15 protein-coding genes are annotated in these 19,175 nt (G+C 42.6%); 7 read left to right on the top strand and 8 right to left on the bottom strand.

Translation table 11 applies throughout. The features are described from left to right. Nucleotides 1-311 precede the first annotated feature (311 nt). Both AAG747_RS01750 and AAG747_RS01745 read left to right on the top strand, forming a co-directional pair. Nucleotides 312-1,592 (top strand): DUF5689 domain-containing protein, encoded by a 1,281-nt coding sequence (locus tag AAG747_RS01750; RefSeq protein WP_346819395.1) that lies wholly within the window; start codon nt 312-314, stop codon nt 1,590-1,592. A gap of 426 nt (nt 1,593-2,018) precedes the next feature. Continuing rightward, the gene (locus AAG747_RS01745; protein WP_346819394.1) at nt 2,019-2,633 is read left to right on the top strand and encodes an FMN-binding negative transcriptional regulator; all 615 of its coding nucleotides are present in this window, start codon (nt 2,019-2,021) and stop codon (nt 2,631-2,633) included. Nucleotides 2,634-2,886: 253 nt separating this feature from the next. On the opposite strand, the gene AAG747_RS01740 is transcribed toward AAG747_RS01745, so the two are convergent. The 3 genes from AAG747_RS01740 to AAG747_RS01730 all read right to left on the bottom strand — a co-directional run bounded on the left by AAG747_RS01740 (nt 2,887) and on the right by AAG747_RS01730 (nt 5,772). Next, a complete protein-coding gene (locus AAG747_RS01740; protein WP_346819393.1) occupies nt 2,887-3,930 on the bottom strand; it encodes a vWA domain-containing protein in 1,044 nt (347 codons plus the stop codon). Beyond that, nucleotides 3,923-4,825: a hypothetical protein gene (locus AAG747_RS01735; RefSeq protein ID WP_346819392.1), complete on the bottom strand. Its 903-nt coding sequence runs from the start codon at nt 4,823-4,825 to the stop codon at nt 3,923-3,925. Before AAG747_RS01735 ends, AAG747_RS01740 begins: the two co-directional genes overlap by 8 nt. A 74-nt stretch (nt 4,826-4,899) precedes the next feature. Beyond that, nucleotides 4,900-5,772 (bottom strand): DUF58 domain-containing protein, encoded by an 873-nt coding sequence (locus AAG747_RS01730; RefSeq protein ID WP_346819391.1) that lies wholly within the window; start codon nt 5,770-5,772, stop codon nt 4,900-4,902. 124 nt (nt 5,773-5,896) lie between these two features. Between AAG747_RS01730 and AAG747_RS01725 the strand changes: the two genes are divergently transcribed. The 4 genes from AAG747_RS01725 (at nt 5,897) to AAG747_RS01710 (ending at nt 10,891) form a co-directional block, all read left to right on the top strand. Further along, nucleotides 5,897-6,256: a DUF4296 domain-containing protein gene (locus AAG747_RS01725; RefSeq protein ID WP_346819390.1), complete on the top strand. Its 360-nt coding sequence runs from the start codon at nt 5,897-5,899 to the stop codon at nt 6,254-6,256. Between the two features lie 102 nt (nt 6,257-6,358). Then, nucleotides 6,359-6,793 carry a hypothetical protein gene (locus AAG747_RS01720; protein ID WP_346819389.1) on the top strand — a complete coding sequence of 145 codons (435 nt, stop codon included), beginning with the start codon at nt 6,359-6,361 and terminating at the stop codon, nt 6,791-6,793. Between the two features lie 24 nt (nt 6,794-6,817). Further along, complete coding sequence (locus AAG747_RS01715; RefSeq protein ID WP_346819388.1) at nt 6,818-8,212, top strand: methyltransferase RsmF C-terminal domain-like protein; 1,395 nt, start codon at nt 6,818-6,820, stop codon at nt 8,210-8,212. Between the two features lie 315 nt (nt 8,213-8,527). Beyond that, entirely contained in the window at nt 8,528-10,891 is a 2,364-nt protein-coding gene (locus AAG747_RS01710; protein ID WP_346819387.1) for a TonB-dependent receptor, read from the top strand. A gap of 174 nt (nt 10,892-11,065) precedes the next feature. On the opposite strand, the gene AAG747_RS01705 is transcribed toward AAG747_RS01710, so the two are convergent. The 4 genes from AAG747_RS01705 to AAG747_RS01690 form a co-directional block, all read right to left on the bottom strand. Next, on the bottom strand, nt 11,066-14,308 hold the full coding sequence (locus tag AAG747_RS01705; RefSeq protein ID WP_346819386.1) for a hypothetical protein: 3,243 nt from the start codon (nt 14,306-14,308) through the stop codon (nt 11,066-11,068). 288 nt (nt 14,309-14,596) lie between these two features. After that, entirely contained in the window at nt 14,597-15,283 is a 687-nt protein-coding gene (mnmC2, locus tag AAG747_RS01700; protein WP_346819385.1) for a tRNA (5-methylaminomethyl-2-thiouridine)(34)-methyltransferase MnmC2, read from the bottom strand. Between the two features lie 191 nt (nt 15,284-15,474). Continuing rightward, a complete protein-coding gene (locus AAG747_RS01695) occupies nt 15,475-15,885 on the bottom strand; it encodes a MaoC family dehydratase (protein ID WP_346819384.1) in 411 nt (136 codons plus the stop codon). A gap of 437 nt (nt 15,886-16,322) precedes the next feature. Then, on the bottom strand, nt 16,323-16,733 hold the full coding sequence (locus AAG747_RS01690; RefSeq protein ID WP_346819383.1) for a thiol-disulfide oxidoreductase DCC family protein: 411 nt from the start codon (nt 16,731-16,733) through the stop codon (nt 16,323-16,325). A gap of 269 nt (nt 16,734-17,002) precedes the next feature. Here AAG747_RS01690 and AAG747_RS01685 point away from each other — a divergent pair, with 269 nt between their 5' ends. Next, nucleotides 17,003-18,196: an acetate/propionate family kinase gene (locus AAG747_RS01685; protein WP_346819382.1), complete on the top strand. Its 1,194-nt coding sequence runs from the start codon at nt 17,003-17,005 to the stop codon at nt 18,194-18,196. A gap of 82 nt (nt 18,197-18,278) precedes the next feature. Here the strand turns inward: AAG747_RS01685 and AAG747_RS01680 are convergent, their stop codons facing one another. After that, nucleotides 18,279-19,034 carry a DUF1573 domain-containing protein gene (locus AAG747_RS01680; RefSeq protein ID WP_346819381.1) on the bottom strand — a complete coding sequence of 252 codons (756 nt, stop codon included), beginning with the start codon at nt 19,032-19,034 and terminating at the stop codon, nt 18,279-18,281. Between the last annotated feature and the right edge of the window lie 141 nt (nt 19,035-19,175).

Genomic DNA, 19,175 nt, shown 5'->3' with positions numbered 1-19,175 from the left:
GCATGTTTGAAATTCGTTACGGGGGCCGACCCGCCTTCGAGAAGTGCTCCTTTGAGAGGTTCTGACCCTTCAAGAGATTGCCCCTTTGGTGGTAAAAATTCTCAGTTTAGGGTTCTCAACATAATATTGTTGTGGTTCGACATACCGGAGAATAATAGCATTATTTGACCGGTAGCCGGCCACCGGAATGCCGGCCACACAAAATACTGCACTGAAGTTCCTGAAATGGGAGGTTTTGATCCAGAAGATGAAATTTTTAACCAGTAAAATTTATATCAAACCCTATTTTTCTAAACAAATTAATTAACGCAATGAAAAAACTTTCAACCATCTATCGCATCCTTCTACTGGGATTGCTTTTTGCCTTACCCTTTACGGCCTGTGATAACAGTGACCCGGTGGAGCCTCCTCCTCCTGCACAACCGGATCCGGATCCCAAACCTGACCCGGACCCTAAACCGGACCCTGACCCAGACCCAGATCCTGACCCGAATCCCACAGTAGAAGTAACCCATACCATTACTGCGCTTAAAGAGATATACATTGATGCCAACAGGCCCGAAATGTATACGATTGAAGAAGAAATTGTGATTGGTGGAGTGGTAATTTCTACGGACGAAACCGGAAATATTCACAAAGAACTCTACCTACAGGACGAGTCTGCCGGAATTGTAGTGCGTCTGGACAAAAGCGATTTGTACAAGAGCTACCCGATTGGAAAAAAGCTGTATATCAAAGCCAAAGGAATGCAAATGGGCAATGATCAAGGTATGATTCAGTTGGGAGGAAATGACAACGGTCAGTTTGGCCGCCTGGAAGAAGGTCGTATCAAAGACCATGTGGTGGAAGGAGAAACAGGTGGACAACCCGAAGCCTTTGCCCTGGACCTCACCAACCTGCCTACAAATATGGAGAACCATTACGGTACTTGGGTAAAAGTGTCAGACGTGATGTTTCCTGATGATGAATATCAACTTCTATATACTGAAGGGGAAGCCCCTACCAATCGTACCTTGATTACCCGTACGGGAGAAACCATCTTCGTCCATACAAGTAACAATGCTTCATTTGCCAAAGCGCCTCTTCACGATGGAAGCGGAACTGTCAGTGGTATTTTAAGTGTAGACAACGGAGTTTTGCAGTTATTTTTAAATCGTACGGAAGATGTAAACTTTAATAACCTCCGCTTTGACGATCCGAATACCCTTGAGCCTCCGAGAGGAAACGGCACCTTGGCCAATCCTTACAATATCAGTGCCGCCCGGGCTAACCAGGGAAACCCTGACAATAAATGGGTAATAGGATATATCGTAGGATATTTTAAAGACAATACCTTCTACCCGGGTACGGAAGGAGCGGTAAACAGTAATTTGGCCATCGCAGATAAACAAGGCGAAACCAACCCCGTCAAAGTAATGCCCGTTGAATTGGAAAATTATGCTCAAACAAACCTAAACTTACTGGACAATCCGGAAAAGCTGGGTCTAGTGTTACGGGTGAGCGGGTCATTGCGAACGTTCTATGATCAACCCGGAGTGATAGATCTGGACAATTATGCCCAACCTACGGAAACGGAAAAAGCTGGACAGTAAAGAACCATCTCTTTCGCTTGAACCTGACCAATGTCTCGAATAAGGAGGACATTGGTAATCACCAAAGGGGTGCCCCTCAAAGGAGCACCCCTTTGGTGGTAAAAATTCTCAGTTTAGGGTTCTCAACATAATATTGTTGTGATCCGACATTTCGGTGGTCCGACTTTCGATGGTCCGGCATACCGGAGAATAATAGCATTATTTGACCGGTAGCCAGCCACCGGAATGCCGGCCATCGGAATGCCGACCACACAAAATACTGCACTGAGGTTCATGAAACGGGAGGTTTTGATCCAAAGGGTAAAATTTAAACATGCTCCAAAGCTTTAGCTCTATGCCAAAAGCATGTAGAGCACGATCAAGTAGCCAATAGGCTGGCAGAAAAATAAAACCATCACAATAAACTGAAAAATTAAAACTAGTAATATGTATACTCCTCGTTCGTTCAGATTCACTAATCAAAAAGAAATCCTTGCATTTATGCAGCAATATAGCTTTGCTACGATTATAAATGCAAAAGAAGGTATACCTATAGCCACACATTTACCATTTGTGGTTGAACAGATTGATGATAGCATCTTCATCAGTTCACATTTTGCCAAAGCGAATGAACAGATTGAGGTACTTGAAAACACCACCTCATTAATCATTTTTTCAGAACCCCACGCATACATCTCTCCAAATCACTACGACAGAAATGAGAATGTACCCACTTGGGATTATATTACAGTTCATGCTTATGGCAAAGCAAAAATCATTAGCGATATTGCTTCAAAGCAAAAAGCAATAGAAAAAACGATTGCCTTTTATGAAAAAGATTATAAAGCACAATGGGATGGCCTTCCGGAACGCTTTAAAAATGGAATGCTGAATGGGATTGTAGCCTTTGAAATCGAAATCACCGAACTTCAGGGGCAGAAAAAGTTAAGCCAAAACAAAACTGCAAATGAGCAGAAAAAAATTATCGAACACCTCACCAGTAGTGATAGTGAAGTAGAACAGGCTTTAGGTGTTTATATGAAGAAGGATATCGCCGAATAACCAGAAACCAAGGATTTACAGTCTTTCGGAGAAACCGGAAGATTGTAAATACCTGACAATGAAAATCAGACTTTTTTATCAAAGTGGATTAAACTTTTTCTTTTTCCTGAAAAATGTTTTAAAAACGTCTCCTCCGTGTTACTTTTTTCAACAATAGCTTTGGCTATTCTCTTCAAAAAGTGCCTTGATGAACCGATTTTGATTCCATCTTCGTTCAAAAACTTTACGTGTAAACCACTTCATCGTGAAAGCGTCAATCTTCCAAAGCATTCACCATAAAAGTACTCTTTGTTAACATCCAAATAAAGTACAACAAAAAGGCATACAGCAAATACACTTGGTAGTAATCCTTGGTGTCCTTAAAGCGCGTTTCCTTGATTTCGGCTTTTTCATAAGTGTCAATCCGGTTAAAGACTTCTACCAAGGCCTGGTTGTTGGTGGCCCGGAAATACTGTCCTTCCCCGATCCGGGCTATTTCCCGTAGGGCAGTTTCATCCAGACTTTGCTCAATGTAACGGGGCCGGCCAAACATATCTGTTCCAAAAGGCACTTTTCCTTCTTTACCTACCCCGATAGAATACATTTTAATACCATAAGCATGAGCCAGTTCGGCTGCTGTTATCGGATCAATACTTCCGGCCGTATTCTCTCCGTCACTCAGTAAAATCAACACCTTTGACTTGGAATCCGATTCTTTCATCCGGTTGATTCCTACAGCTATGGCACTGCCTATCGCTGTTCCTCCTTTATCAATCATCGTGAAATCGATCTCGTCAACCAAGGTATTCAGCAAAGCATAATCCGTAGTTAAAGGAGCATAGGAAATTGCCTCCCCGGAGAAAATGACCAGTCCGATCCGGTCTTGAAACCTCCCGGCAATAAACTTACGGGCTACATCTTTGGCCGCTTCCAGGCGGTTGGGTGAAAAATCTTCAATCTGCATGGATTCGGAGATATCCAACACCAGCATAATGTCAATTCCTTCGGTCCATTGGTCCACCTGCTCGCTGGTTTTTTGAGGCCGGGCCAAGGCTACCAAAATAAACCCCAAACAAATGGAGAGTAAAATTTTGGGGACAAACCGCATCCAGGCCGTCCAGTTACCTTCCAGTTTTCTTTCCGGAATGGCAATATCCAGCTTTTGCCGGAACTTCACATGAAACAGCCAACGGAACAGAAAAAATAAAGGAATGGCCGGAATCAAATATAAAAAATACATGTGTTCCCAGTCAAAGCTGGTAAAGGTTTCGGGTAGAAACCATTCTATACTCCAAAAATCTTTATACAGATCAAGCATGTTTCACCTCCTCCACTTTTTTATTAAAGGCATCCAATGAAAAGTCCCTCAAATAGTGCAAGTGCTCTTTGATTTGGTCATCTTGCAAACCTGCATAGATATAGCGGTCAATATTTTTCAAGGAATCGTTGAGTTTTTCATCGGGAATAGTCCGTTGGATTTCTTTGGTGGTATAACTGTACAGCGGCATATCTACCAGTTTGGCCGTGTATCCCTTCCACAATTTTATCACCTTTTCGAGTTTCTGATCATCTATATCCTTATGAATCAAACCTTCATAAGTAGCCATAAAATGACGATGTTGGTTACGTAACCTTTTCAGACGGTACGCTTTGCGAACAGGTTTATTAAATACCAAGCCAAGGATCACGACCACTCCAAGCACGCCCCCGGCTATCAGGCTCCATTTTTCCGTATCAAACTGCCGATTAACTTTTGCTGCAGTGGTGTTTTCAAATAGTTCAGCAGGGTCGGATACTTGCTCTACCAATTCTATCAGGGCAACCTGATCTTTTTCCGGGTAGATTTTATCCGATTCCTCCTGATCTTCCTTGTGGATCAAAGCAGGAACGGCAAGCCCTTGAATGTTTTCGATTTCAAAGGTCGCTAAAGTATATACCACACTGTCCAGGCTCCCGGTGGAATCGGTAACTGTGGGAAAAAATTCTTTATCGATATATTCAAAAGGAGAAAAATCATAAGAGGAATCAGGAAAGAAAACTTCCAGATCCGGAGAGTGCTTATAGGTAAGAATATACTTGACAGGCTCTCCAAGTTTTACACTGTCTTGTAGAAACCGGCCATTTGGTAAAGCCTGTTGAGCCAGCACTTGTCCTCCTCCCAACAGCACAAGCAAAATCACTATTCTATGAAGTATAGCTATATTTTTGGTCATTTGTTAATTAGTAGTCATGAGACAAAGATTGAACCGGAACACCCTAAAATCGTTTGAACGAATCCAAGGGATGATCACCTTCGAATCCGGTTGCGGATCTTAAACAGTTTTACCAATTTAGGAACATAATCTTCCTGCGTGTTGACAAAGAGGTAATTGGCATTGTTTTTCCGACAAAGTTCGTCCAGTTCTTCCCGGTTTTTGCTGTAGTAGCGGTCTAATTTCCCCCGAAAATCTGCGGAAGAAGTGTTCACCCACACGGTTTTACCTGCTTCTTTATCATACAAGGGCACAATTCCGATTCGGGGGAATTTGGCCTCCCGGTCGTCAGCAAGGTGAATCACCACCAAATCGTGCTTCCGTGCAATGGCTTTCAGGTTCTTTTCATAACCGTCATCTACAAAATCCGAGATGATGACAAAAATACTTTTTCGCTTGATCGTACTCAAGGCCAAACTTAAAGCCGCATTAATATCGGTTTTTGTCGACTTGGGCTCTAATTTATACACTGCATTGACAATTTCATAGGCATGTTTAATGCCTTTGTTCGGTTTGATGTATTTTTCTTTGGTATCGCTGTAGCAAAGCAAGCCCACCGAACTGGATTCTTTGATGCCCGACAGGGTAAGAATACCGCAAATTTCCCGGGCAATGTCAATTTTCTTCTGTGAGGGTTTGCCAATGTCCTGAGAGGCACTGACATCCAGAATAAAAAAGATATTTTGCTCTTTCTCTTCCTTAAATGTTTTGACGAAAGTACCATGCCCCTTGGCAGAAACATTCCAGTCGATATGTCGCACATCGTCTCCGTATTGATAGGCACGCACATCATCAAACTCCAACCCCGAGCCTTTAAATACCGAATGAAAGTCTCCTTGCATTTGAGAATTAATGGCTTTCCGGATGCGGATTTCGTACTTACGCAGTCTTTTTACTAAGTCCCTCATGTCAACAGGCAATTTGAATCGATTCTAATGCGAATATGTATTATTCAATACATCTATCACAGGATTTAACAGATTTTAACCCTGCACCCATCAAAGTTACGGGGAATCTGGCTAATTTTAAGCCATGAAACGAGTTTTACCCTTATTTCTGTTGCTCTTCGCAGCCTGCTCCAATGAGAAACTACCGGAAGGTGTGTTGGATCACAAAACCATGATCGAGGTTTTAGCCGATAGAAATATTCTGGAAGTTCAGGTTTTTCAAGAGAAGACATCCATGAATGTCAAAGAGATATTGTTTGACAGTCTTTTTTTCTTAAAACTCCAGGAAAGAGGTATCGATACGGTTACTTACAAGCACAGTGATCGGTATTACAACGATAACCCTCAAGAACTGCAAACAATTTACAAAGCCCTGGAAGACACACTCAATCAACGGATGGAGCGGATAATGCAGAAAAGAATGGACAAGGGCGACACTCCCTAAAAGTTACCGGCTCTATTTAGAAAAAAGAACATTATTTCTTGCATTCTTAAATAGATTCTTACAACCTACGACCAGCTTTTTTAACTTCGAAAATGCTACATCATGCCCGTTTTACTGGCGTTGTTTTTAGTTATGTGCTTCATGCCTCAAATGGCCAAAGCCCAATCTCCGGAATTTCTGTCTTCCCTACATAAACAAAAGCTCATCGAAGTGGACTTGGATACGGTAGGGAATTCCATCATCCACACCCACTGCCAACAAGCAGTAAGCAAACTTTATTTTGTATTTGAAAGCAACCAGCAAAGCGGTTACTTTGCACTGAGGGACACCCTGTACCAAATCCTTGAGATACAAGCCGGAGAATCTGACACGGAAATTTTATTGCGCTATCAGGATGGAGAACAAAACCCTGAAATGGCCATTCTGTATTTTGACCTGGTAACCCGGGAATACCTGATGATGATTTTTGAACAGGAGTTGGCTTTTGTCAAAGAAGATGAAATGAAGCGATACCCGCTGATAGATGAGTGCCCGTAAGGAAAAAAAGAAACCCATAAACTGATGTCAACAACTTTAGATATATTGCCCAAGGACTTTGTCGCCCGGATGCAAGCGCAATTAGGGGATACCTTTGAGGATTTTGCAGCTTCCATAAGCAAAGAGGAGCAACCCACTACTTTGCGTACCAACCCCCTGAAAAAATTTACCATCCCAGAGACTTGGAAAAAGATCCCTTGGTGTAAAAACGGCTACTACTTGCCCGAACGTCCGGAGTTTGTGAAAGACCCGCATATTTTTGCCGGTGCTTACTATGTGCAAGAAGCCTCTTCCATGTTTTTACAACATGCCTTGGAACAAACTGCTGACTTGACGGCTCCATTACGCGTACTAGACCTTTGTGCTGCTCCGGGAGGCAAGAGTACGTTGGTGAATAGTTTATTGAATGAAAACAGCTATCTCATTTCCAATGAATTGGTGAGAAAACGCTTAAATGCCTTGAGCGAAAACATCGTGCGTTGGGGAGCCCCGAATATCTTGGCAACCAATAACAACCCACAGGACTTTGAAGATTTAAAAGAGTTTTTTGACATTGCCGTGATTGACGCCCCTTGTTCGGGCGAAGGTATGTTCCGGAAGGATTACAAGGCCCGGGCACAATGGTCGGAACATCTGGTAAAATCATGCGCACACACGCAGCGCAGTATCCTTACCAGCATTGCCGATACAGTGAAACCGGGCGGTTTGTTGGTTTATAGTACCTGTACCTTTTCGATGGATGAAAATGAGAAAAATGTACAATGGTTAATGGAAAATTACCCTTTTCAATCTGTCAGAATCCCTATCGATGCCTCTTGGCAGATCGAAGAAACTCAATTCCAAGCAGAGCAATACGGCTACCGGTTTTACTTTCACCAAACAGAGGGAGAGGGCTTCTTCTTGTCTTGCCTTCGCAAAGAAGAGCATGGATTTAAACCTCCCAAAATCAAACTTTCGAAAAAGAAAAAACAAGCAGAGAAGTTCAAACCTTTCCCTAAGAAATATTTAAATCATTTGAAAAAGTGGGTGAAGGATTCCGAAAAGCATTTTTATGTAATGCAAGGCGACCAATTGTGGGCTTTGCCTCCTTTCCTGCAAGAGGATTTCAAATTGCTGCAACACAAACTCAACATCGAACTGGCGGGAATAGAAGTCGGAAAATTTAAAAATGAAAAACTCATTCCTTCACACCATTTGGCGATGAGTCCGCTCGGGCATGAAGACTTGCCGTCCGTAGAATTGGACTATGAACAGGCCATCAGCTATTTGAGAAGAGCCGAATTTTCCCTGGATACTTCCGGAAAACAAGGCTGGTTTCAGGTGAGTTATCAGGGGAATACTTTGGGATGGATCAAAGTTCTCTCTAACCGTATCAATAACTACTACCCGATGGATTGGCGAATCCGGAAAGAAATTTAGATAAAGGTAAAGCCCCTTGGATTGCTCAGATGTCCAAGGGGCTTTACCTTCCTTCAAGTTGCAAAGTATAGGCACAACTCTCTTGTGAATGTATGAATTAAAGTATGCATTTGGTTTACTGCCCCCTTTGGCGATTGCTGTGTCTATTGTATTGGTACAAATTACCAAAACACTACATCAGTGGTCACACTGCGTCCTATCGCTTTCTCCAAAAAGCCTTCTTAAGGCTGTAAATTTATTACCCTGAGTATTGTGAAACAAGTTCTTGGTTTTTAGCTTCGTGCAATTATTTATATTTAGTCTAAATAACATCGAATGAAAATCTACAACTTTACTATTCTATTGCTATTAAGTACCTTACAACTACTGGCACAGTCCTCTCAAATAAAAGGAAAAGTAATCGATTCCTCCGGGGAGCCCGGGGCCTACTTGAATGTCTATTTAACCCAAACCAAAATAGGTACGACCACCGATCCTTCCGGTAGTTTTGAACTACGCAACATTACATCAGGAACCTATACAATAGCGGTATCCGGTGTCGGCTATCGTCCATCACGGCAAACGATTAACGTACAAGCCGGACAAACGTTGACTTTGACCCTTCGCATAGAGAAAGAAGATACCATGCTAGAGGAGCTGGTTGTTTCTGCTACCAGGGCACCGGAAGCACTGGACGAAGTACCTGGGGCAATCACTACTTTATCGGCAAAAGAACTTGAAAGCCAACTCAACGCCACATCCAACGTGAATGAAATATTGGCACAATTGGTACCCGGCCTGGCCCCTTCCACAGGTACCGGAAGCAACTGGGGGCAAACCATGCGAGGGAGAGGTGTTTTGGTCATGGTAGATGGTGTACCTCAATCCACAACCTTGCGCAACGGACAACTGGACATCAGGGGACTGGACCCGAATGTCATTGAAAGAGTGGAAGTAATCAAAGGTGCAACCGCCATTTACGGCAACGGGGCCGATGGAGGGATTATCAATTACATTACTAAAAAAGCTTCCGGCCAAGACTTCAGTGGAAGGTTAAGATTGGACGGTATGGGTTCACTTAAGCAAACCAATGAAACACTGGGCTATGGTGCTAATCTTATGCTATCCGGAAAAACCGGTAAAGTTGATTTTGTTAGCAATGCCGGCTGGGAACATACCGGAGTACAACGGGACAGCGAAGGGGATGTTCTGGTGCCTACTTATGGCGTATTTGACACAAAAAGTTATAATTTGTTTGCAAAAGCCGGCTACAATTTCACTCCTACTCAACGCCTTCAGGCAACTTACAACTATTACAACAGTCATCAGGATACCGAATACATTCCGGTATTCGGTCGGCAGGTTGCCGATGAGTCCGGTTACCGATTGGAAAAGGCCTATGGGCTCAAAGGAGAAAACCCGGGTACAACTCCGGGAACCAAAACGACCAATGCCATTTTGAAATACAGCCATCAAAAACTTATTGGCGGACATACGGATTTTTCTATGGACGTCTACTATCAAAAAACAGACAATACTTTTTTCTATGCCAATACCTTTGAAGGGGGCGGGCAATCCAGGATACTATCTAAAAAATACGGAGCCAGACCCTTGTTCACCACTTCATTGCCTCTCTCTGCGCAACTTAAAGGAAACCTATTGTATGGTATCGATTATTTAAGAGATATCACCTCGCAACCCCTGACGGACGGCAGAAAATGGGTACCGGAAATTAAAATGCACAGTGTTGCACCCTATGCCCAGCTCAAACTCAATCTCGGTGAAGCATTGGTTATAAAGTCCGGCCTCCGGTATGAAAACGTATTCCTTGCTATAGATGACTATAACACCTTGCCCTACAGCCCTAAAGAAGACGGCAATTTTACAAAATCCAAAAGCGTAACCGGAGGATCACTCAACTACAGCAGTTTGATTTTTAATATTGGTTTGCGCTTGATGAAAGACCCGGTCTTCAACCCTTACCTTAGCTTTTCCCAGGCTTTTTCCCTACCTGACCTAGGACTCACCTTGCGCAATGCCTCAGCAGCTTCCATCCAAGACATTCACCTGGAACCCGTGCTGACCAATAACTATGAGTTGGGTTTTAGCAGCCGGCTCAAAAATTTCCGTTTAGAAGTTGCCGGGTTTGTAAATACTTCCGAATTAGGCACCGGCCTGTCCTTGAATGAGGCGGAAAATCGCTTTGAATTACAAAGAGCCCCTCAACGGATTTTCGGCACGGAACTGTCTGTCGATTACCGCTTTACCGGTTATTTAAAAGCCGGAGCCACTTATACCTGGGTCGAGGGGTTGACCAAAGTAAAGAATACAAACAATTACACGTACATTGGCGGTGACAAAATCGCTCCTCCAAAGTTTACAACCTTTGTTTCCATACAACCAACCCGTCAGTTGGAATTGTTAATCTCCTATTTATATGTAGGGGAGCGCGATCGCTTTTCAACAAACGACCAAGGGGTGTACGACTATGGAAAAACTTCCGTAAAAGAAGATTACCATTTGGTGAATTTTTCTGCGAGTTATCAAGTACACAAAAGCCTCAAAGTGTCGGGAACCATCAACAATATTTTGAACACGGACTACTTCCCGGCCCGATCGCAATGGTCTTCTCCTCTGGGTAAATTCATTGTAAAAGGCCAAGGGATAAATGCTAAAATGAGCGTGTTTTTTCAGTTTTAAGGGTACGTTCATTTTAAATTGAACCATAAAAACTCTGAGCATCAAATCACGATTACTTGTGGATGCTCAGAGTTTTTGGTCGTACATGGTCCGCTTACTTTATTGTTATGATCCTAACAAAGAAAGGCCAATCGCAATGCGTCCTCAACCTGAGTGAAGTATCCATAACTAGTATTATGATAAAGCGCTTTTATCAATTACCTCAATTTCCGAAACGATCGCCTCGGCTTCCTCTAACTTTCCTTCTTTTAATAAAGCCAGTGACAAGTTCCAAAGTGCCAAAAATAAAGCTTTGTAATTACTGAGTACATAAGGCACTGCTTGTAAAATGAAGCTACTTTGGGTAAACTCAAACAAGAACAAACGCACAATGGACTGTATTTCCACATCAGAACATTGCAAGCACGAAAGACAGTCCCATAAGCGATCACTCTGTCCGCATTTTTTCAAGGCCGAAGCGATATGTTCTGTTCCATACAAGTTGACTACCTGGCTAAAGTGCTGCTCTACATTTCCGGCAGGAATGTCATTCAACAACAAACTGATGAGTGCAGGGTCGTTCAAAGAGTTAGGTTTACCATTCAGTTGCGAAGCATATTCCTGATAAAGCGTTTCTTCACCTCTTTCCCAAAGTGCAATCACAGCCGTATACTTCACCACCAAGGCCACTCCTCGTGTAAGCTTTTGTGCACCAAAAATCATCTCCAATAACTTTTTCAACTTCGAAGTTTCGGCAACCATGATGGTTTGAAAGATGCACTTTGCATGTTTTTCAAAATAATCCGCACCCAGATGAGGAAACACTGCATTCAGACACAATTCTATCAAGGCCTGGTCCGCTGTAGAAGCGATCAATTCAGTCAAAGCGGTTGCAAACCTTTTACTTTTATTCACTCCGGAGGCCGGCACATTTTGTATCAAGGTTGTGGCAAAAGCATCGTCTCCGGCTTGTACCGCCAATTGTACCAAAGCTGTCCAGGCAAGCCATAATTGATTTTTTTGTAAACCTCCATAGCGATATGTTGTAGGCCGTGGCCGTCTAGACGAAAACAAAAGGTGTATTGCCGTTTGAGCAAACTCGGCTCCATGGTTTGAAGTCCCAGCCACATCGGCAAGCTTTTCTAACTGCCTCCGTTTATGAGAATCCAATTGAACAATCAATTGATAACTGTCTCCGTACCTTTTCTGATCAGAAAGTGCCACGGCAAAGGCAATTACCAAGGCATCATATGATATATCAAAGTTTCTTGGTTTCTCACTTTCAATCTTCTTTACCCTGTCAATGAGTTCGTCGAATGAGCTATTTTTTACCAACCAAGGAGCAAAACTTCCCAGCAGTGAATAATACTCCATTCCCCTCGCTTCTTCAAAAATCCAAGGCATATATTTCTCTTGTTGATCTAAAGAAGCAGTCGCAAGGAAATGTTTGACAGCACAATGGTAGGTAACTTGCCAGTAATAAGGGCATTGCCGGATGGCTGTAAACAACGCTTTGAGATGACTCTCGTACGCCGGGTCCGACTCAAGCAATTGCAAGGTATGAATGATGGAAGCTGTCGGTGTACAAGAGGTCCGGCCTTCTCTGGAATACTGAAGGCTCTCCGGTTCATCACTTACCGCTTCCAGCAAACGTTTACAAGCCTCCGTGGATATTTTTCCGGATTGTATATAATGTGCAAATTCAATTTCACTCAGTTTTTTAATGCTCGGGTTTTCGATGATATATTTATTTAATGTATTTATATCTCCCCCTTCCGCTTTGGCAATGGTCCAAACAGAGCCGCTGCCATAGAGCCGGCCGCTTAACTTGGGCCTACCGGTTTGTAGCCGTTCCATCCATTGAGCCGTAGCCTTTGTATCCTCATAATGAGACAACAAAGCAATGGCAGCAATCTTGGCCTCTTCCTCTGTCAACCCGGTTGCCAAATCCACAAAGGCCTCGATCACTGCCGGAGACGTCCAAAGACTCTTCAAACCCTCTACAATATCTTCCTTGTCATGATTGTCAACTGATTTGAGTACCTCAAACAGTTTTAACCAATGCTCTTCTCTTGTAAAAGACTTAATCAACTGATTAATAATCGTAAGCTTCGGTCTCTCACTCACCCTGGAAATGGCCTCGTCTATTTGGGTGGAAGCCAAGGCTTGAATGTATTCGCTTTTTGCATATATACTGCTCCAGTAAGAAGGGCTTTCCTCTGCACTTTTCATCAAAGCATCTAAGTGGTTCCCTCCACTGTATTTCATCGCATAGGCAACCAAACCCTCCTTGTAGGTACCTTTCGCCACCTTCTCTTGCATCCATGCGTGAATGGGATGGTCGGTGGTAATCTTTTCTGCCAACATCAAGACTGTTGAATACCTGTCCATAATTTCCTCCCCTTCCATCAATTGCTTTGCCAATACATCGTATACTTTCCCAAGCAATACGGTATCGCTTATGTATTGCTCAAGCTGCTCAAACTCTTCAAAGTGGTTGACTCGCCCTAAAGCGTTAAGAAATTTTTCTTCCGGTTCTTTCAAAAGAAGGTAATGAGCTACATAATACAACAGATTGTGCACTCCATGCCATTCGTAAAACTGCTTGGCCCAATCCATACACAGGGCGACCAAGGAATGTTCCCGGTTTTCCAAGCACCACTGCACCAAGCCGGAAGCCAAACTTGACCAACGGTAGGCTTGGCCTTTGTACCAGGCAAATCTCTTCACCTTGGAGAATATTTTTTCAAGCAGTGCTACTGTTTTCGGATTTTCAGCTTGTTTCTCGTCATTTAAAATCAACATGCACGCCTGTTGAAATCCCTCGCTTTCCTCATCCCCATCCTGAATATAAGAGCGCTCCATTGCCGGTTGCAACGCCCATGTCCACGAATCACTAATACCCGTATGTGATTTTACCCAACCCTCAGCCAAAAGGATAAGTTCTACTCTTGCTTTTACAATATACTTCCTTTCCTGTACCGAAATTAATTTCATTATGGCATAGGCTTCAGTATAGTGTTGTGCAAGCAACAGCGGATGTACCAAATTCGCTGCTACATAGTCTTTCCAATAAGAATTCTTGATAAGTAATACGGTGGTCTCCAGGCCATATAACTCATAGCAAGCCTCTATCCATTCTTTCACCAGTTCCTTGGATGGGCCTTTGCAAGGCTTCTGTTGAAGCCAGGGAAGAGCTACTTTGATTAATTTTTGCAATGCCGGTTGGGAAAGTCCCGTTTGAGGGCCTTTGGCAATCAAAAATAAAAAAGAAAGGTAAAGCATCTCCCGGTGATGTTGTTGAGCAAATTCTAAAAATTCACCTTCGGATAATTCACTGCCCGCTTCTATGATCTGTTTGAGATTGCCTATAGTATTGGACTCTTGTTCATTGAATGCTTCATTTAAATAAGCACGGCATTGTTCTACTACTAACATATAAAAATTCTTTTGGATAGCCTCTGATTATGACAAGGCCAGGGGTTTTAGTTTATTTTAAAAATAGGGATAGTTCAATTGCTTTTAAGGTTCCTTTCCCACAGGAATCTTCACTCGGAAGAACAGGGCCTTAACTAATACTAAGATTAACAGGAGGCTTTTGGAGAAGCCTTTGTATTCTCAATGCGATGCATTCCTTCCACCCGGAATTCATCAACTACGGTATTGTAAAAACATAAGGGAAACGGGAATGGATGCCTTCCACCCATTCCCGGAATTTTTTATCAATTATAGTTTGTACGCCCGGGTCATTTCCCTTTTGCCGGGAGGGCCAGGTATCCCTTCCACTTTATACCCTACGGCTTTCAGGTTCCGCTTAAATTGACCGTTGGAACAATACGTCACCAAAATTCCTTGGGGATTGCACAGGTCAAAGGTTTTTTGCAAGTTATCCAATTCCCACATTTCCGGCTGTTTACGGGGGGCAAAGGCATCGTAATAGACCACATCAAAACAACCCTCTTCACTATACTCCAACAAGGGAGCATTCACTTTCTTAAAATAAAAATTACTCTCCGGAGAATGCTCTTTGTCCCAAGGCAGCTCGTGCAATTGATAAAAAGCCTGACGCAGTTCTTCGGACTCAAAATATTCCGGATAGTTCAACTCCTTTACCAAGGATTCACTGACCGGAAAGGGCTCCAGGGTAACATACTTCATTTCTATAGAATGCTTCTTGGCAAACTCTAAGGTGAGCAAAGCATTCAAACCCGTACCGAACCCCACTTCCAACACGCTGATTTTTTTAGGTTGGCGTTGCAAAAAGAACTCTATCCCTTCTTTTAAGAAGACATGCCTTGATTCCGTAATGGCACCATGACTTGAGTGATAGGTTTCATCCAAGTTTTTATTATACAAAGTGGAAGAACCATCACTTGTTTTGATTACTTGAATATCAGATGGATGTTTTTCCATGATTATAACACTATATCCAAAGGTATAGAAGAACTGCCAAGAAGAAAAATAATCTCCTTTTCCTGTTCAATATACATGAGTACATATCGAACAAGAAAAGGAGATCCGTTTACTCAGTCCGTCCATTTATCATTTTACAAATGGGTCCGGAGCATTCTCTTCAGGCAGCGCTCTTTCAGATTTCTTTACGTTTACAGCATTTCTTTATTCATCACCTCTGCCGAACCTTCAACGGTTAGTTTATTCGTAGTGGCATCAAAGATACGGGTTGAAATCCGGGCGGTATGTTTGGCCTCATTCACTTCTTCGATCGTAAACACGGCTTTATAAAGCGTCTCTACATACATAGGGCGCTTAAAAGCCATTTGTTGTGACAAATAAACAGAGCCCTCTCCGGGAAATTCCGTTCCTAAGACTTTCGAAAAAATACTCGCTGACAAAAAGCCATGAATGATCGGCCTTTTAAAAACCGTTTTGGCGGCATATTCCGCATCCAGATGTAAAGGATTGTGATCACCGGTCAGTTCGGCAAAAGCATTTACCTGATTTTGCAAAAGCGAAAATTCGCTTTCGTGCATATCCCCTACTTGTAACTTCGCCATTGTTGATATTAATTTTTGTTAAAAATGAAGTTATTTTACTGTTAATTTTAGAAAAAGCCTGTTTTTGAAATTTTAAAAAACACAAATAAAAAAGGGGGTAGCATTGCCATATTTGCAAGTTACCTCCTTTTTTATTTCAAATAATTCAATAAAACAAGAAAACAGAGACAATCTAAATCCTCAGAAAAGGCGTTTCCAATTTGCATATTCGTGTATACAATTTTGATATTTGTATAATCGAATGTACTTTTGTACTACAATCAATCAGCTGATCCTGCACAGATCAGCAAATAAGTTCTAAAGAATTTAGGTTGAGTAAAGAGATGCTTTAAAGATAAATTTTTTTCATTTTCATATTTACTAGACTAAGGGCTCCGTCACTGACGAGGCCTTTTTTATTTTAAAGCGATGGCTAATATAAGCTTAATCTTTTCTTTTCAAAAATTTTCCCCCAGAAATCGCTGTTTTTCTTCCTCATTGGGCATTCTGCACTGTTCCCGCTTTCCAAACCACTTATACCGGTTCCTGGCAATCCAGTCATAAACAAGGTTACGAATAAACACCGGCACGATCAAAAAGCCATAGGCCAAGGGCCAAGGCGCAGACAAGTAGCGGGCAACCTTCAAAGCAGCAGTCGATTTTTTAAACACTTTCCCCTTCTCTATGAGCACTATACTGTCCATCTTATCCGGGTCTTGACCCAGGGAGCGTAGCAGCTGCCTTCCAACCTCCGATTGCAATGCAGCAAATTTAAATTTCTTTTTAGGATCATGGTCAATGATAAAATTGACACTGTCATTACAGAAATTACAAATCCCGTCAAAAAGGATGATATTTGTTTTCCTCATCGTATTCTCCTATTTATACCTATTACAATTTACAATTGCGAAAGCGATTCACTTTGTATCACGACCTCCTTTTCACTCAAAAAAATCCCTTTTGCTCTCGTTGATTTATTGATAAAGGTAATTTTCTATATTTGACCTAGATCATCTATAGTCAGGTACTAATTTCGAATTTTTGCAACATTAAATAAAACCACCAACCTTCAGCACCTTACCTGAGCCAGGACAATGCTTTGTCCTTTTTAAGAAACATCAACTGATTCATCGTATTTATGAAAATATTAGTCATTAACTCCGGAAGTTCTTCGATCAAATACCAAATGTATGAAATGCCGGCAGAAAAAGTACTGGCAGCCGGGATCATCGAGCGAATCGGAGAAAAACAGGGGCATACCCGGCATAGCAATGTTCAAGGGAACACTTATTCGGAAGACAAGCCGGTTGCACACCATCAAGAAGGATTTGAGATCATTGCCCGCTTGCTAATGGACAAACAGTATGGAAGTATACAACAGCCCGAAGAAGTCTTTGCCGTAAGTCACCGGGTGGTACACGGAGGAGAACTGTTCCGGAAGACCACCCTGATAGATGAAGCCGTAAAGCAGAAAATCAAAGAACTCTTTCCATTGGCTCCGCTACACAATCCACCGAACCTGACGGGAATCGAAGTAGCCCAAAAAGTATTCTTCAAAGCAAAACAAGTAGCCGTATTTGACACAGCTTTTCATCAAAGCATGCCGGAAAAAGCTTACCGCTACGCCATCCCTCACAGTTTTTATCAAGAACACGGTATCCGGGCGTATGGCATGCACGGAACGTCTCACAGGTATGTAACCAACCAAGCAGCCAACTACCTGCAAAAACCTTTGGAGCAAACCAGCCTGATCACCCTTCATTTGGGTAATGGCTGTAGCATGGCCGCTATCCGGGGAGGAAAGTGCATCGACACTACGATGGGTTTAAGCCCTCTGGCGGGTTTGATGATGGGTTCGAGAAGTGGTGACATCGATCCAACCGTTCCTTATTTCATGGGTACGAAGCTGGGAATGTCTTTTGAAGAAATTGACCAATTGCTCAATAAGAAAAGTGGCCTGACAGGCCTGACAGGCAGTAACGACCTCCGGGATATTTTAAAAATGAGCGAAGGGGGCGATACACAGGCACAATTGGCCCTGGATATGTATACCTACCGGATCAAGAAATACATCGGGGCTTATTATGCCGCATTAGGCCGGGTGGATGCATTGGTGTTTACAGCCGGAGTAGGAGAAAATAGCAGTTATGTCCGTTGGCATGCCTGTGAGGGACTGGAAAATATGGGCATTCGTTTGGACCGGGAAAAGAACGAATGCAGGGCCAGCAAAATTATAGAGCTTCATAGCGGTCAAAGTCCTGTCAAAGTATTGGCCATTCCCACCAATGAAGAACTGGAAATAGCCCGGCAAAGTTTTGAACTATTAAAATGATGCTGTCCTGCCCACTTACATAAAAAAAGGAAGGAGCTTGAGAGCCCCTTCCCTTTTTACCATTTCCTTATTTTATTCCGTATTAATTAAAGCCTACCATATTTTCCTGCACTACACTTTTCGGCACAATGCTTTTCACCACCTGCCCCTTCAACAACAAATAGTCAGAGGACTTTTTAGGAATATTGGTAATGACATATACTTTCTCCGGCCGGTCGTTCACTTTTTTAGGATTATAAATCACCTCCAGTTCCGCCTTCTCTCCCGGCTTCAGGATTAATTTGGAATTGCGGTATGCCACACAACGGCAATCACTGTACAAGGACTTGATTTTCAAATCCCCTTTCCCGGTATTCTCATAAGTAAATTTGTGGGTAACTCTCTCCCCCACCTCTACTTTGCCAAAGTTGTATTCTTTATCCACTAAGTTCAGTTCCGGTGATTTTTCGGGATCTACTTTATCCGTTTCTTCCCGAATCACAAACCCTCTGATTTTCAGCACCATGGATGGAGATTTGGCATTGGAAGTAATGGTAATGCTTTTATAGAAATTTCCCGGCCGGTGTTTGCTATTAAAAACCACTTGGATATTAGCGGTCTCCCCTGGCATGACCGGTTCTTTAGGCCAGTCCGGAGTCGTACATCCGCAAGAAGCCCTTACAGCCGAAATCACAATGGGGGCATTGCCGATGTTTTCAAATTTAAACGTATGTTTGGCCAACTCCCCTTCCAAGATTTGCCCAAAGTCATGTTCTGTGGCTTCAAACTTAAAATCCCCTTGAGCAAAACACCAGGAAGCGATGCATACGCTGATGATAGTGGCAAATAGATGTTTCATTTCTTTATATGGTTATAGTATTGAATAATACAAAAATAGGAAAGACTACTAAATTACATCAATACTTCAACGTACCCAAGTCTGCTTATTGGTTACTTTTCAAGCCTTTATGAAAGAGGTCCCCTCTGATATACTTAAGCC

The sequence above is a fragment of the Rapidithrix thailandica genome (assembly GCF_039710355.1).
Lineage (GTDB): Bacteria > Bacteroidota > Bacteroidia > Cytophagales > Flammeovirgaceae > Rapidithrix > Rapidithrix thailandica.
Note: the sequence above shows the minus strand (reverse complement) of the source record. Positions and strands in the feature narration are given on the sequence as shown.

Bases quoted from the DNA above. Each gene is read 5' to 3' on its own strand.
- AAG747_RS01750 (WP_346819395.1), top strand. From the start codon at position 312: ATGAAAAAACTTTCAACCATCTATCGCATCCTTCTACTGGGATTGCTT.
- AAG747_RS01745 (WP_346819394.1), top strand. From the start codon at position 2,019: ATGTATACTCCTCGTTCGTTCAGATTCACTAATCAAAAAGAAATCCTT.
- AAG747_RS01740 (WP_346819393.1), bottom strand. From the start codon at position 3,930: ATGCTTGATCTGTATAAAGATTTTTGGAGTATAGAATGGTTTCTACCC.
- AAG747_RS01735 (WP_346819392.1), bottom strand. From the start codon at position 4,825: ATGACCAAAAATATAGCTATACTTCATAGAATAGTGATTTTGCTTGTG.
- AAG747_RS01730 (WP_346819391.1), bottom strand. From the start codon at position 5,772: ATGAGGGACTTAGTAAAAAGACTGCGTAAGTACGAAATCCGCATCCGG.
- AAG747_RS01725 (WP_346819390.1), top strand. From the start codon at position 5,897: ATGAAACGAGTTTTACCCTTATTTCTGTTGCTCTTCGCAGCCTGCTCC.
- AAG747_RS01720 (WP_346819389.1), top strand. From the start codon at position 6,359: ATGCCCGTTTTACTGGCGTTGTTTTTAGTTATGTGCTTCATGCCTCAA.
- AAG747_RS01715 (WP_346819388.1), top strand. From the start codon at position 6,818: ATGTCAACAACTTTAGATATATTGCCCAAGGACTTTGTCGCCCGGATG.
- AAG747_RS01710 (WP_346819387.1), top strand. From the start codon at position 8,528: ATGAAAATCTACAACTTTACTATTCTATTGCTATTAAGTACCTTACAA.
- AAG747_RS01705 (WP_346819386.1), bottom strand. From the start codon at position 14,308: ATGTTAGTAGTAGAACAATGCCGTGCTTATTTAAATGAAGCATTCAAT.
- mnmC2 (WP_346819385.1), bottom strand. From the start codon at position 15,283: ATGGAAAAACATCCATCTGATATTCAAGTAATCAAAACAAGTGATGGT.
- AAG747_RS01695 (WP_346819384.1), bottom strand. From the start codon at position 15,885: ATGGCGAAGTTACAAGTAGGGGATATGCACGAAAGCGAATTTTCGCTT.
- AAG747_RS01690 (WP_346819383.1), bottom strand. From the start codon at position 16,733: ATGAGGAAAACAAATATCATCCTTTTTGACGGGATTTGTAATTTCTGT.
- AAG747_RS01685 (WP_346819382.1), top strand. From the start codon at position 17,003: ATGAAAATATTAGTCATTAACTCCGGAAGTTCTTCGATCAAATACCAA.
- AAG747_RS01680 (WP_346819381.1), bottom strand. From the start codon at position 19,034: ATGAAACATCTATTTGCCACTATCATCAGCGTATGCATCGCTTCCTGG.